Origin of the sequence: Mycobacterium sp. IDR2000157661, from assembly GCF_022317005.1 — a bacterium.
Lineage (GTDB): Bacteria > Actinomycetota > Actinomycetes > Mycobacteriales > Mycobacteriaceae > Mycobacterium.
Genome location: NZ_CP081006.1, coordinates 3,568,589 through 3,582,093 on the forward strand (window position 1 = coordinate 3,568,589; position 13,505 = coordinate 3,582,093).

Genomic DNA, 13,505 nt, shown 5'->3' on the forward strand with positions numbered 1-13,505 from the left:
CACGTGGCGGACAAAACGGCGCAGACCATTTTCATCGACGCGGATCCGTCGACGGTGATGGACGTCATCGCCGACATCGGCTCATACCCGGACTGGGTAGCCGAGTACAAGGAAGCAGAAGTGCTCGAGGCCGACGCGCAGGGTTACCCGAAGACCGCTCGGCTCGTGTTGGACGCCGCGGTGCTCAAGGACACTATGGTGCTGTCCTACGTCTGGCCACCGGACCACAAGTCGGTGACGTGGAGCCTGGTGTCGAGTTCACTGCTTAGGTCCCTGGAGGGCGCATACCGGTTGGCGCCGAAGGGATCTGGAACCGATGTCACCTACGAGCTGTCGGTGGATCTGATCATCCCGATGATCGGGCTGCTCAAGCGCAAGGCCGAGCGCAGGCTCACCGACACCGCGTTGAAGGATCTGAAGAAACGAGCCGAGGCTGAGTGAGCTGACCGATGCCGCCGGCATCAGCCTGTTCGTCGGCAAGGGCGGGGTAGGCAAGTCCACGTTGGCGACCGCCACCGCCGTGCGGGATGCACGCGCGGGGAAGCGGGTGTTGCTCGTCTCGACCGACCAGGCGCACTCCATCGGCGACGTGCTCGGCACGACGGTCACACCCACCGGACTGCGTCAGCCCACCCGCGTGCTCGCCGACCTCGACACCGGCCGGGCGGAGACGGGCGGCGGGTCACTCGACGCCCTGGCCCTCGACACCCTCGCGCTGCTCGAGGCGCGGTGGCGGGAGGTCGCCGGCCTGCTGTCGTCCAAGTTCCCCCATTCGGAATTGGGAAGCGTTGCCCCTGAGGAGCTTTCGGCGCTGCCCGGCATCCAGGAGGTGCTCGGCCTGCACGAGGTCGGCGAGCTGGCGAAATGCGGGCAGTGGGACCACGTCGTCGTCGACTGCGCGTCGACGGCCGACGCGCTTCGCATGCTCACCCTGCCAGCGACGTTCGCCCTCTACCTGGAGCGGGCGTGGCCCCGGCATCGCCGGCTGTCCACCAACGCCGACGATCCGCGCACCGCGGCTGTCGTCGGCCTGCTCGAGGGCATCGGGGCGGGCACCGAACGGCTCTCCGCGCTGCTCACCGACGGCTCGGCGGTGAGCGCACACCTGGTGATGACGGCCGAGCGGGTGGTGGCCGCCGAGGCGGTGCGGACGCTGGGTTCCCTGGCGTTGATGGGGGTCAGGGTCGCCGAATTGATCGTGAACCAGGTTCTGGTCCAGGATGATTCGTACGAATACCGCAATCTGCCGAGCCACCCGGCCTTCGACTGGTACACCGAGCGAATCTCCGAGCAGCGGTCGGTGCTCGACGAGCTCGACGCGGCTATCGGCGACTTGCAACTGGTCCTGGTGCCCCATCTGGCCGGCGAACCGATCGGGTCCAAGGCGCTGGGTGAACTGCTCGACAGCTCGCGCCGCCGCGACGGTGCGCCGCCCCCGGCACCGCTGCATCCGGTCGTCGACCGCGAGTCCGGGTCGGGGCTCGAAGCGATCTACCGGTTGCGGCTAGAGTTGCCGCAGGTCGACCGTTCCGGCTTGGCGCTGGGCCGGGTCGACGATGATCTGATCATCGGTGCGGGCGGCTTGCGGCGCCGCGTGCGACTGGCGTCCGTGCTACGTCGGTGCATCGTGGTGGACGCGCAGCTGCGAGGCGCCGAGCTGACCGTACGTTTCCGACCGAATCCGGAGGTGTGGCCGAAGTGAGTGGGCCCCACCCCGAGATCGGTCCGGAACTGCGGCAGTTGGCTCAGGCGGTGCTGGACAAACTCGACCCGGCCGTGCGGTTGGCTGCGGCGCGGGCGCTGTCGGGCGGGGCGGGCAAGTGCCAGCAGGTGTACTGCCCCGTGTGCGCCCTCGCTGCGCTGGTCGCCGGCGAGCAGCACCCGTTGCTGACGATCGTCGCCGAGCACAGCGTTGCATTGCTGACGGTGATCAGGGCGGTCGTAGACGGCGCAGACGGCCCCGACCGCGCAGAGCCGCGCGGTCCGGACGAACCGCCGGACGGGCCCCCGTCCCCACCGCCACCGGCCGGTGACGAGCCGCCTCCGCCCGGCCGGTATCAGCACATTCCCGTCGTCGTCGAGGAGTAAGCCCCGGTTTGTGGTCGCATCCACAGTGCGTGGGTAAAGTTGTCGCAGAACACTTCCGTCGAGTGTTCGATCACCGGGAGGGCCCATGTGGTACTGGCTGTTCAAATACATCTTCATGGGCCCGTTGCTGTCGTTGCTGGGCCGGCCGAAAGTCGAAGGGCTGGACTATGTTCCGCAGGACGGTCCTGCGATTCTGGCCAGTAATCACCTCGCCGTCGCCGACAGCTTCTATTTGCCGTTGGTGGTCAAGCGCAGGATCACGTTCCTCGCCAAGGCCGAGTACTTCACCGGAACCGGGGTCAAGGGCTGGTTCACCCGCTGGTTCTACACCGTCGCGGGGCAGGTGCCGATCGACCGCACCGACGCCGACAGCGCCCAGAGCGCGCTGACGACCGCGCAGCGCATCCTCGATGAGGGCAAGCTGCTGGGGATGTATCCCGAGGGCACGCGCTCACCGGACGGCAGGCTCTACAAGGGCAAGACCGGGCTGGCGCGGCTGGCGCTGGAGACCGGGGTGCCGGTGATCCCGGTCGCGATGATCGGAACCGACGCCGTCAACCCGCCGGGCAGCAAGATGTGGCGGTTCGGCCGGGTGAAGGTGAAGTTCGGCACGCCGATGGACTTCAGCCGCTTCGAGGGGCTCGCGGGCAACCGCTTCATCGAGCGGGCCGTGATCGACGAGGTGATGTACGAGCTGATGCAGCTGTCCGGTCAGGAGTACGTCGACCTCTACGCGGCAGACGTCAAGGAGGGCAAGGCCGACGGGTCGGACAAACCCTCGGCGCGGATGCCGGAGGTAGCCGCCGGCTGACCCGGTGAATCAGACACCGCGGGTTAGTTGACCGCGGGCACGGGCGTGGCGTCGACCATGCCGTCGGCGCGCCGCGCAGTGCGCACCGAAACCGTCGCGGTCGCCAAGATCACCGCGACGGCCCACCACACGTAAGAGCCGCCGATCAGTTGCCGCCACAGCGAGGCCGCGGTCTCGCGGTGTTCGGGCATGAGCACGATCGGCGTCCACACCATCAACGGCAGGCCCGCCGCCGCGACCACCGCCAGGGCCGCATTCCGCAACCGGTAGGCGACGACGGCCGAGACCACGAGCGTCGGCAGGGCCCACACCCAGTGATGCGACCACGACACCGGTGAGACCACCAACCCGAACATCGCCACGCACATCAGTGCCAGTACGGGTTGGTCGGCACGCAGCACCCGGCGCACGGCGAACACGGTCAGCGCCAGCACCGCGAAGCACGCCAGCAGCCACAGCACGAATTGGGGGCCCTCACCCAGTCCGAGCCGGGCCAGGGCGCCCGCGATGTTCTGGTTGGTGTTCAGTGTCGCGGTGCCGATGCGGTCGGTGTTGCGCACCGTCTCGGTCCAGTACTCCAGCGAGTCGCTCCAGGCGAACGCCGCTCCGAGCAGCGTGGCCGCAGCCGCCGACACGGCGGTGACAAGCAGCGCGCGGACGTCGCGGCGCAGCAGGAAGTACAGCAGGAACACCGCGGGGGTGAGCTTGAGGGCGATCGCGAGGCCGAGCAGCATCCCGCGGGGCCAGGGCGTCCGGCGCGGCACGCAGTCCGCGATCACCAGGGTCATCAGCACGACGTTGATCTGGCCGAAGTCGAAATTGGACCGGATGGGCTCCAGGAGGATCACCGCGGGGGCGACGATCGCGGCCGCCAGCCACGTGCGGCGCAGCCATGCGGGTTCACTGGTCACTCTGCTCTTGCCGAGCGGCGGCTGCGGCCACACCTCCAGCCGGGTCAGCAGGATCGTCAGCGCGACGACCAGCAGTATCAGCGTCGTCGCGGTGATCACCGCGCTCGCCACGTCCAGCGACAACAGCGCAAGCGGGGAGAACAGGACGGCGGCCAGCGGGGGATAGGTGAACGGCAGGTCCAGGCCACCCTGGGTGGCGAACATGGCGCCATCGGCGTACAGCGGCCGTCCGTCCAGCCAGGCCTGTCCGCCCATCCGGTAGACGTCGACGTCGATGCGGTAGGGCGCCCGGCCGAGCAAGCGCCAGCCGGCCCAGGCCAATGCCGCCACGACCAGCAGCTGGAACACCCGCCAGGCCAGCGTTTGCCCCCAACCAGCGCCGCCGGGCGACCGCCAAATACTCATGTCGCCGACCAGACTATCCGGGCCGTCCGGCGCGTCCGCTGCTATCCCGGGCGCGACACGTGCCGGTCGGCGTAAGTTCGCTGCGTGCGCGCGGACCTCGACTTCGACTTCGCCATCCCGCCGGGGCGGCTGCCGCTCGCCTTCTGCCTGGTGGCTTTCATCGTGACGTTCTTCGTCACCCGCACGATCGTGCGCTACATCCGCCGCCATGCCGACAGCGATGCGCCGCGCAAGTGGTGGCAGCCGCGCAACATCGGCACAGGTGACGGGCTCCACATCCACCACGTGGTGATCGGTGTGATCCTGGTCATGGTGTCCGGCGTGACTATGGTGACGCTCGCCGTCGACGGTGGAGTCACCGAATTCACGGTCGCCGCAGTTTTTTTCGGCATCGGCGCCGCACTGGTTCTCGACGAGTTCGCGTTGATCCTTCACCTGCAGGACGTGTATTGGGCCGAGGACGGCCGCACGTCGGTCGACGCGGTGTTCGCGGCGGTGGCGGTCGCAGGCCTGCTGATCATGGGCTTCAACCCGCTGTCGTTCTTCGACATCCACATCTGGCGCAACGACCAGACCCTGGCCGCTCGCGCCTTCGTCGTCGGCGTCGCGGTGCTGACGTTGCTGCTGGCGATCATCGTGCTGCTCAAGGGCAAGGTGTGGACCGGCCTGGTCGGGATGTTCATCACACCTCTGCTGGTCGTCGGCGCCGTCCGGCTGTCCCGGCCGCACGCGCCGTGGGCTCGGTGGCGGTACACCAACCGGCCCCGCAAGATGCACCGCGCGCTGGAACGGGAGCGGTGGCTGCGCAGGCCGGTCGTGCAGGCCAAGCTGTGGCTTCAGGACGCGATCGCGGGCATGCCCAAGTTCCCCGACGACGCCAAGGTCGACGAGCAGCTGGACCGCGAGATCCATGCCGCCCCTGCGCCGAGGGAGCGGGCAATCGAGAAGGAACCCGCTTAGTGCGCTACTTCTACGACACGGAGTTCATCGACAACGGCCGCACGATCGAGCTGATCTCGATCGGCGTGGCCGCCGAGGATGGCCGCGAATACTATGCTGTGTCAACGGAGTTCAATCCGGAGCAGGCGGGCAGCTGGGTGCGCAAGCACGTGCTGCCCAAGCTGCCGCCGCCCGCCTCGCAGGCGTGGCGCTCGCGCAGGCGGATCCGGTCCGACCTCGAGGACTTCCTCGGCGTCGACGGCAACGAACCCATCGAGCTGTGGGCCTGGGTCGGTGCCTACGACCACGTGGTGCTGTGCCAGCTGTGGGGGCCGATGACCGATCTCCCGCCCGCCATCCCACGTTTCACCCGCGAACTGCGGCAGTTCTGGGAGGAGCGCGGCTCGCCGCGGATGCCGCCGCGTCCGCGCGATGCCCATGACGCACTCGTCGACGCCCGGCACAACCTGCGGCGATTCCAGCTGATGACCACGGGATGAGGACCCGCCGAGCACCCGCCCAGCGGTGAAAACCACATGTCCGGGGCCGTTACCATGAATGGGTGAACTGGACCGTCGACGTACCCATCGACCAGCTGCCTGCGCTGCCGCCGCTGCCCGATGACCTGCGGCACCGGCTCGACGCGGCGCTGGCCAAGCCGGCCGTGCAGCAGCCCAGCTGGGATGCCGATCAGGCCCGCACCATGCGCACCGTGCTCGAGAGCGTCCCGCCGGTGACCGTGCCCGCAGAGATCGAGCGGCTCAAGGGCCTACTGGCCGACGTGGCGCGCGGTGAGGCGTTTTTGCTGCAGGGCGGCGACTGCGCCGAGACCTTCGTCGACAACACCGAGCCCCACATCCGGGCCAACATCCGGGCACTGCTGCAGATGGCGGTGGTGCTCACCTACGGCGCCAGCATGCCGGTGGTCAAGGTCGCCCGCATCGCCGGCCAGTACGCCAAGCCGCGCTCGTCGGACATCGACGCACTGGGCCTGAAGTCCTACCGCGGAGACATGGTCAACGGCTTCGCGCCCGACGCCGCCGCCCGCGAGCACGACCCGTCGCGCCTGGTGCGCGCCTACGCCAATGCCAGCGCGGCGATGAACCTGGTCCGGGCGCTGACGGCGTCGGGCCTGGCGTCGCTGCACGCCGTGCACGACTGGAACCGGGAATTCGTCCGCACCTCGCCCGCCGGTGCCCGCTACGAGGCGCTGGCCGGCGAGATCGACCGCGCGTTGACCTTCATGAGCGCGTGCGGCGTCGACGACCGCAACCTGCAGACCGCCGAGATCTACGCCAGCCACGAGGCGCTGGTGCTCGACTACGAGCGCGCGATGCTGCGGCTCGGGGAGAACGGGGCGACCGAGCCCGTCCTCTACGACCTGTCGGCGCACTACGTGTGGATCGGGGAGCGCACCCGCCAGCTCGACGGGGCGCACATCGCCTTCGCCGAGGTGATCGCCAACCCGATCGGGGTCAAGCTGGGGCCGACGATGACCCCGGAACTGGCGGTCGAGTACGTCGAGCGGCTCGACCCGAACAACGTTCCGGGCCGGCTCACGCTGGTCACCCGGATGGGCAACAACAAGGTGCGCGACCTGCTGCCGCCGATCATCGAGAAGGTGCAGGCCACCGGCCATCAGGTGATCTGGCAGTGCGATCCGATGCACGGCAACACCCACGAGTCCTCCACCGGCTACAAGACCCGCCACTTCGACCGGATCGTCGACGAGGTGCAGGGCTACTTCGAGGTGCACCGGGCACTGGGCACCCACCCCGGGGGCATCCACGTCGAGATCACCGGCGAGAACGTCACAGAGTGCCTCGGCGGTGCACAGGACATCTCGGACACCGACCTCGGAGGTCGCTACGAGACCGCCTGCGATCCGCGGCTCAACACCCAGCAGAGCCTCGAGTTGGCGTTCCTCGTCGCGGAGATGTTGCGCGACTAGCGTCGCGCGCCGACCGCGCGCCTCAGATGAGGTTGCCGAGGTTGCTGCCGACGGTCCACGCCGCTGCGGCGATCACACCCGTCAGCGTCAGCACGGCCACCGTCCAGAACAGCAGCGCGCGCTTGCCGCGTTGCCGCGCCCAGTGAAACTCATCGAGGTCGATGCCCGCGAACTGCGTTGCCGGCGGCGGGTATTCGGGTTCGTTGTGCGCCCAGTCGGCACGGTCGAGTGCCCGGGTCCGACCGCGGGGCTGCTGGGCTTGGGGCGCAGCCGACGGCGGCCCGGCCAACGCTGTCCCCGGCCCGCTGTGGGTCGGGCGACGGGGTGCCGGCACCCGGAACGGCGGCAGGCCGAGTGCGTCGACGATCTCGTCGAGGTCGTCGGCCATCTGTGACGCGTCGGCATAGCGCGCGGCCGGGTCGCGCGCGGTGGCGTGCAGCACCAGATCGTCGAACAGCGCAGGCACGCCGGGGATCACCGTGCCGGGGGCGGGCACGTCGTGGTCCATCCGCTGGTAGGCCACAGCGAGCGCACTGTCGCCGGTGAACGGGGTGGTGCCGGTGAGCAGCTCGTAGGTGAGGATGCCGACCGCGTAGACGTCGCTGCGGGGATCGGCGGTCCCATCCCTGACCTGCTCGGGTGACAGGTACGCCGCCGTCCCCAGGATCACGCTGGTGGAGGTGATCTTGGCTTCGGCGACCGCACGCACCAGGCCGAAGTCGGCGATCTTGACGTCGCCCTCGGTCGAGATCAGGACGTTCTCGGGCTTGATGTCGCGGTGCACCAGCCCGGCGTGATGCGCCACGGCCAGCCCGCGCAGGACCGGGGCGAGCACCGCGGCCGCCGCGTGCGGCGGCATCGGGCCGCGCTCGCGCAGCAGTTCGCGCAGTGTGCCGCCCTCGATCAGCTCCATCACGAGAAAAGGGGGCTGGCCGCCGATTTCTCCGCCGCCCTGGTCGTACACCGAGACCAGACCCGGCGACGTCAACCGGGCCACGGCGCGCGCCTCGCGCTGAAAACGCGTCAGGAACAGCGAGTCACCGGCATAGCGGGAATCCATGATCTTCAGTGCCACCGGCCGATCCAGCCGCAGATCGAGTCCGCGGTAGACCGCCGACATGCCACCGGTGGCGATCAAGGCGTCCACGCGGTACCGACCGTCCAAGACGACCCCGGCGAGCGGGTCGGCTTGCGGGTGGGCGCTCACCGAAGACATGTTACGGAGCGCCGGTCGGCGATTATGCGCCTCCGACGGGGCGGATCCGGTTCTAGACTCGGTGCGGTGAGCAGCATTCCGGCCGCCGAGGATGTTCTGGATCCCGCCGAGGACGTCTACGACCTGCCCACCGTCGCCGATCTGCTCGGCGTCCCGGTCACCAAGGTCCACCAGCAGCTACGCGAGGGGCACCTGCTCGGTGTGCGCCGCGGCGGCGCGGTGGTGGTGCCGAAGGTCTTCTTCGACGACAGCGGCCACGTGGTCAAGAGCCTGCCCGGACTGTTGATGGTGTTGCACGACGGGGGCTATCGCAACACCGAGATCGCGCGCTGGCTGTTCACCCCGGATCCCTCGCTGACCATCCGCCGCGACGGCATGACGGACAAGCAGGCTAATGCTCGGCCGGTTGATGCGCTTCACTCGCATCAGGCCCGTGAGGTGGTGCGCCGGGCTCAGGCTCTCGCCTGTTGACCGCCCGCTGTCGTGGCTCGTCGGCCGCGGCGCGTCGCAGCGAATACCACGCCACCACCCCGAACGCCGTCGCCAGCAGCACGTGGCCCCACGAGTACATCCCGTGCGCCCCGTCGGGTTTCCAGATCACGGTGATCCAGGTCGACAGTCCGGCGATCACCGCGATCGCCCTGCGGCTCTGCGCCAGCGCCGCGACCACCGCCAGCGGCCAGGTGTAGTACCACGGCAACGCCGCGGGCACGAACAGCACGATGACGCCCATCAGGAGCGCGATTCCCAGCAGGGCTTCGCGGTCGGTGTGCCGAAACCGCCACCACAGCAGCGGAAGCGACACCGCGATGACCGCGATGCCGACGATCCTGGCGACGTCGAGCACTGCATAGAAGTTCACCGGCAGGAACAGCCCGCCGAACACGTTGATGAGATTCGACGCCGCAGTGGGGATCGTCAGCCAGTTGATGATCTTCACCGATCCGGCCAGTGCGGTCAGCCAGCCCAGCCCGACACCGGCGGCCAGCGAGAGCACCGCGAACACCGCGGCGAAGATCAGCGCCGACGCGGCTGTGGCGATCGCAAACGCCTTGACCGGCCCGAACCCGCGCCTGGTGCGCAGATCGCGAGCCCACACCCACACCATGAACGGAAGGGCAAGCCCGCCGGTGGCTTTCACGGCGACCGCCGCCGCGATCAGGCCGACGCCCCATACGTGGCGGCCTGCGAAGGTCAGCGCGATGCCCGCCATCATGAGCCCGACCATGAGCATCTCGTTGTGCACGCCGCCCATCAGGTGGATGATCACCAGCGGGTTGAGCACGCAGATCCACAGGGCCGTCGCCCCGTCGGCGCCGACGTGCCTGGCGACCCGCGGGGCGGCCCAGATCAACAGGACGAGGCCCGGCAGCATGCACAGCCGCAGCAGCATCGTGCCCGCGACCACGTCGTTGCCCACCAGCATCGTGACGAACTTTGCGACCAGGATGAAGCCGGGACCGTAAGGGGCGGTGGTCGTCGTCCAGATCGGACTGACGTTGTCCAGCAACGAGTTCGGGTTGTCGATCGGGCCCACCGCATACGGGTCGAAGCCGTCCCGCAGCAGTGCGCCCTGCGCCAGGTAGGAGTAGGTGTCGCGGCTGAACAGCGGCACGCTCAGCAGCAGCGGTGTCAGCCAGAACCCGGTGGTCGCGACCATGGTGTACTCGGTCGCCGTGCGGTCGATGACCCGGCGGCCCAGCCACAGCCACGCGGCCAGCATCAGCGCTACTCCGCCCCACAACAGCACCGACGACAGCACCAGGCCGTGGCCGAACCGCAGCCAGGACAGGTGCAGCGACTCCAGCACCGGGTCGTGCAGTCGCGTGCTACCCGCCCCCAGGCCGCCCGCGGTGATCAGTACGGCACCGAGAAACCCGAGGCGGGCCGGCTTGGCCTGCGGCGACGTCGCGAACGTGACGAGCCGGGAAAAGTGTTGGGAAAGCCCGCTTCCGGACGATCGTGTCGGCGTGGAAGTGGTCATGCCCCTATGCGGACCGGTTCGCGGCCAACCGGGCGAGCTCGGTCAGCCCGGTCCTGGCCTCGGGGGCGATCGGGGCGGCGGCGAGGATGTCGAGGGCCCGGCGGCTGAGCTCGTGGATACGCGCCTCCACCGCGGCCAGCGCACCGACCGACTCGATCGCCTGGCAGACCTCTTTGACCTGGGCGTCGGACAGCTCCGAGCCGATCGATGTGCGCAGCAGCTTGGCCGCCACCGGATCGGTCTTCTCGGCCCGCTCGACGGCCTCGGCGAGCAGGACGGTGCGCTTGCCCGAGCGCAGGTCGTCGCCCGAGGGCTTACCGGTCACCGCCGGGTCACCGAACACCCCGAGCACGTCGTCGCGAAGCTGGAACGCCACCCCCAGATTGGTGCCCACCTCGTGGAAGGCGTCGGCGACCTCGGGCCGGTCGGCCGCCGCGGCGGCGCCCAGCTGCAGCGGGCGCGTGATCGTATAGGAGGCGGTCTTGTAGATGTTTACGGTCATGGCCGACGCGACCGAGTCCGCGCCGCTGGATTCGGCGACGATGTCCAGATACTGGCCGCCGAGCACCTCGGTGCGGATGGCGGCCCAGACCCGCTGCACGCGACGCTGCGCGTCGACCGGGAGACCGGCCGCGGCGACGATGTCGTCGGCCCAAACCAGCGCCAGGTCGCCGAGCAGGATCGCCGCCGAGAGCCCGAACTGGTCGGCGGAGCCGTGCCAGTCTTGGGTGCGGTGCCGCTCGGCGAACAGGCGGTGCACCGTGGGCAACCCGCGGCGGGTCGCCGACGCGTCGATCACGTCGTCGTGCACCAGTGCGCAGGCGTGCAGCAGCTCCAGCGCCGAGATCAGCCGCAGCACGTTCGGGTCGAGCGGATCCTCGGCTTCGTCGGCGACGGCCCGCCACCCCCAGTAAGCGAACAGCGGGCGCAGCCGCTTGCCGCCGCGCAGCACGAACTCCTCGAGAGCCGCGGTGAGTTCGGCGTACTCGGCGCCCATGTAGGCACAGTCGCCGCGGCGATCGCGCAGGTAGTCACGCAAGTGCGCGGTGACGGCGCTGACCAGCTCGACGGCTGACGGTGCCGCTGCATGCACGCTCAGCGGGCGCCCCTTTCTCTCCTGCGTCTACTAGGCCCCGAGTGACTTCGACAGTAGAGCCTGCGGTCGATGCGTTAGCAAGTCAGTCCGGGTGCCTGCGGTCAAGCTCTCATCCCCTAATCACGGGAGCTGCCGACGCGCGGCGACTGGTCGCGGTTCAGGTAGGCCAGCACGCCGATGATGCCTGCCACCACGAAGGAGCCGATGCCCAACCAGATCGCGGCGCCGGTGAAGGAGCGGGCGCTGGGGTCGGTGTAGCGCGCCTGCGCGTTCATGGTGCTGACCACGCCCGGGCGCAGCTTCCACTCGACGATCTCGGCCGAGACCTGGTCGCCGTTGGTCGACGTCACCTCGCCGGGGAAGGACACCGTCAGCGACACGTCGGCTTCAGGATCCGACAGCGACGTCAGGTCGACGCGCCCCTCGAGGATCACCAGGTCGCCCGCGCGACGCAGCGACAGGTCCACTCCGGCGGCATCGCGGTTCATGTTGGCCAGCTGCGGCAGTTCGGCGAAGGTCAGGTCGGAGAACACCGCCTGCGAGCCGACGTAGTCGTCGCGGCTGTAGTCCGAGACCGCGACCTTGTTGGCGAACGGCAGGCTGTTGAGCAGCTGCGGGCCCTTGTCGTCGGCGTTGCGCGGGATGGCGGCCGCGACGATCTGGCCGGACACCCGGTCATCCGGCGACACCGTGATCGACGCGCGCACCCGCACACATCCGACCGCCGTCGGCAGGACGATGAGCAGGAGCAGCACGAGCGCGAGCAACCGCGTTCTGCTGCGTTTGTGGCGGGCCGGCACGTGGTCATGGTGCCAGATCACGGCGCCGGCCGAGCGGCGATATGGGGCCGAAGCGTTCACAACGGCAGTGACCGGCCCAGAATGGCGAAGGCGCGTGGATCGCCCGCGAAATGGTAGCCGCGGATTACGTCGATGAACCCGAGCCTGCGGTAGAGCCGCCAGGCCCGGTTGGACTCGCCGTTGATCTCCGGTGTGGACAGCAGGACATGGGCTTCGGCGCGGTCGGCGAGCAGTCGGCGGGCCAGTGCCTCACCCAGGCCGCGGCCCTGCGCGCGAGGGTGGATGTGCAGTTCGGTCAACTCGAAGTAGCTGGTCATGAGCTCGGTGATGCGGGCCCGGTCGGCGCCGACGCGATGCAGGCCCGCGACGACCTGCTGTTGCCACCACTGGTCGGGGGCGCCGCAGTACCCGTACGCGACACCCAGCAGCGGGGCTCCGGCTGGGTCGCCGTCGGCCGCGTCGGTCAGCTCACCCGCCGCCTCCACCGCCGCCACGGCCTTCCAGCCCGGCCTGCGGGTGTGCTCGAGCCACATCGATGCCCGCTGATCCTCGGTGCCGCGCGGGTAGCGCATCGCGTCGACATATACGGCGAGCGCGTCCCCGAGCCGACGTTGCATGTCGGCGGGCGACAGCTCGATGAGAAGTGTCGCCAACTCCTGCTCCGCCTCTCCGCGTGTCGTGCGGTGTGTCGACCCTATTATCGGGCCGGTCAACCGGTCGCTTCCAGATGACGGGGCCCGTCATACAATCGAGCGTCGAACTAGGTGGTACGGCTCAGAATCAGCTCGTATCATGACGGTTAGGTGGCCGTGAACGCGGCCGCACGCGAGTTTGAATTTTGGCCGCGGCTGCCAGGGCCGGCGCGGCCACCGGGTTCCGAGGGAGGGACGAATGCCACTCTCCGATCATGAGCAGCGCATGCTCGACCAGATCGAGAGCGCGCTGTACGCCGAGGACCCGAAGTTCGCTTCGAGCGTCCGCGGCGGGAATCTGCGTGCTCCCTCGACGCGCCGTCGTCTGCAGGGCGCGGCCCTGTTCGTGGTCGGTTTGGCCCTCCTGATCTCCGGGGTCGCGTTCCCGGCGACGCAGATCAGCGGATTTCCCATTCTCTCCGTCCTCGGTTTCATCGTGATGTTCGGCGGCGTGGTCTTCGCCATCACGGGGCCGCGGGTGGCCGGCGGCCGCGACCGGTCGTCCGCCGCCGAGGCGGGCGCGCCCCGACAGAAGCGGGCCAAGGGATCGGGTGGTTCCTTCACCAGTCGCATGGAGGATCGCTTCCGCCGCCGCTTCGACCAGTAGCTTTC

At 69.2% G+C, this 13,505-nt stretch carries 15 protein-coding genes; 9 read left to right on the forward strand and 6 right to left on the reverse strand.

Annotated features, from left to right (window positions below; all coding sequences use genetic code 11):
• Window positions 1-3: 3 nt before the first annotated feature.
• From K3G64_RS18465 to K3G64_RS18480, 4 genes are all read left to right on the forward strand, one after another.
• A complete protein-coding gene (locus K3G64_RS18465; RefSeq protein WP_238886351.1) occupies window positions 4-441 on the forward strand; it encodes an SRPBCC family protein in 438 nt (145 codons plus the stop codon).
• Window positions 434-1,702, forward strand: coding sequence for an ArsA family ATPase (locus K3G64_RS18470; RefSeq protein ID WP_238950800.1), 1,269 nt, complete (start codon window positions 434-436; stop codon window positions 1,700-1,702). Before K3G64_RS18465 ends, K3G64_RS18470 begins: the two co-directional genes overlap by 8 nt.
• Window positions 1,699-2,088 carry a hypothetical protein gene (locus tag K3G64_RS18475; RefSeq protein WP_238886353.1) on the forward strand — a complete coding sequence of 130 codons (390 nt, stop codon included), beginning with the start codon at window positions 1,699-1,701 and terminating at the stop codon, window positions 2,086-2,088. The genes K3G64_RS18470 and K3G64_RS18475 overlap by 4 nt, the downstream gene beginning before the upstream one ends.
• A gap of 85 nt (window positions 2,089-2,173) precedes the next feature.
• A complete protein-coding gene (locus tag K3G64_RS18480; RefSeq protein ID WP_238886355.1) occupies window positions 2,174-2,899 on the forward strand; it encodes a lysophospholipid acyltransferase family protein in 726 nt (241 codons plus the stop codon).
• A gap of 23 nt (window positions 2,900-2,922) precedes the next feature.
• Here K3G64_RS18480 and K3G64_RS18485 read toward each other — a convergent pair whose 3' ends face one another.
• Window positions 2,923-4,215, reverse strand: a complete 1,293-nt coding sequence (locus K3G64_RS18485) for a glycosyltransferase 87 family protein (RefSeq protein ID WP_238886357.1) — start codon at window positions 4,213-4,215, stop codon at window positions 2,923-2,925.
• 84 nt (window positions 4,216-4,299) lie between these two features.
• Between K3G64_RS18485 and K3G64_RS18490 the strand changes: the two genes are divergently transcribed.
• The 3 genes from K3G64_RS18490 (at window position 4,300) to K3G64_RS18500 (ending at window position 7,105) form a co-directional block, all read left to right on the forward strand.
• Entirely contained in the window at window positions 4,300-5,175 is an 876-nt protein-coding gene (locus K3G64_RS18490) for a hypothetical protein (protein ID WP_238886358.1), read from the forward strand.
• Entirely contained in the window at window positions 5,175-5,654 is a 480-nt protein-coding gene (locus K3G64_RS18495; protein WP_238886360.1) for a polyadenylate-specific 3'-exoribonuclease AS, read from the forward strand. Before K3G64_RS18490 ends, K3G64_RS18495 begins: the two co-directional genes overlap by 1 nt.
• 62 nt (window positions 5,655-5,716) lie before the next feature.
• Window positions 5,717-7,105 carry a class II 3-deoxy-7-phosphoheptulonate synthase gene (locus K3G64_RS18500; protein ID WP_238886362.1) on the forward strand — a complete coding sequence of 463 codons (1,389 nt, stop codon included), beginning with the start codon at window positions 5,717-5,719 and terminating at the stop codon, window positions 7,103-7,105.
• Window positions 7,106-7,127: 22 nt separating this feature from the next.
• On the opposite strand, the gene K3G64_RS18505 is transcribed toward K3G64_RS18500, so the two are convergent.
• Entirely contained in the window at window positions 7,128-8,321 is a 1,194-nt protein-coding gene (locus K3G64_RS18505) for a protein kinase domain-containing protein (RefSeq protein ID WP_238886364.1), read from the reverse strand.
• 66 nt (window positions 8,322-8,387) lie between these two features.
• On the opposite strand from K3G64_RS18505, the gene K3G64_RS18510 reads away from it, so the two are divergent.
• Window positions 8,388-8,792, forward strand: coding sequence for an Rv2175c family DNA-binding protein (locus K3G64_RS18510; RefSeq protein WP_238886366.1), 405 nt, complete (start codon window positions 8,388-8,390; stop codon window positions 8,790-8,792).
• Here the strand turns inward: K3G64_RS18510 and K3G64_RS18515 are convergent.
• The 4 genes from K3G64_RS18515 to K3G64_RS18530 form a co-directional block, all read right to left on the reverse strand.
• Complete coding sequence (locus K3G64_RS18515) at window positions 8,713-10,305, reverse strand: alpha-(1->6)-mannopyranosyltransferase A (RefSeq protein ID WP_238886368.1); 1,593 nt, start codon at window positions 10,303-10,305, stop codon at window positions 8,713-8,715. The two genes, K3G64_RS18510 and K3G64_RS18515, sit on opposite strands and share 80 nt — an antisense overlap.
• 4 nt (window positions 10,306-10,309) lie before the next feature.
• Complete coding sequence (idsA2, locus tag K3G64_RS18520) at window positions 10,310-11,398, reverse strand: bifunctional (2E,6E)-farnesyl/geranyl diphosphate synthase (protein ID WP_238886370.1); 1,089 nt, start codon at window positions 11,396-11,398, stop codon at window positions 10,310-10,312.
• Between the two features lie 119 nt (window positions 11,399-11,517).
• Window positions 11,518-12,201 carry an LppM family (lipo)protein gene (locus tag K3G64_RS18525; RefSeq protein WP_238886372.1) on the reverse strand — a complete coding sequence of 228 codons (684 nt, stop codon included), beginning with the start codon at window positions 12,199-12,201 and terminating at the stop codon, window positions 11,518-11,520.
• Between the two features lie 56 nt (window positions 12,202-12,257).
• Complete coding sequence (locus K3G64_RS18530; protein ID WP_238886374.1) at window positions 12,258-12,854, reverse strand: GNAT family N-acetyltransferase; 597 nt, start codon at window positions 12,852-12,854, stop codon at window positions 12,258-12,260.
• Between the two features lie 238 nt (window positions 12,855-13,092).
• On the opposite strand from K3G64_RS18530, the gene K3G64_RS18535 reads away from it, so the two are divergent.
• On the forward strand, window positions 13,093-13,500 hold the full coding sequence (locus K3G64_RS18535) for a DUF3040 domain-containing protein (protein ID WP_238886375.1): 408 nt from the start codon (window positions 13,093-13,095) through the stop codon (window positions 13,498-13,500).
• Window positions 13,501-13,505 lie beyond the last annotated feature (5 nt).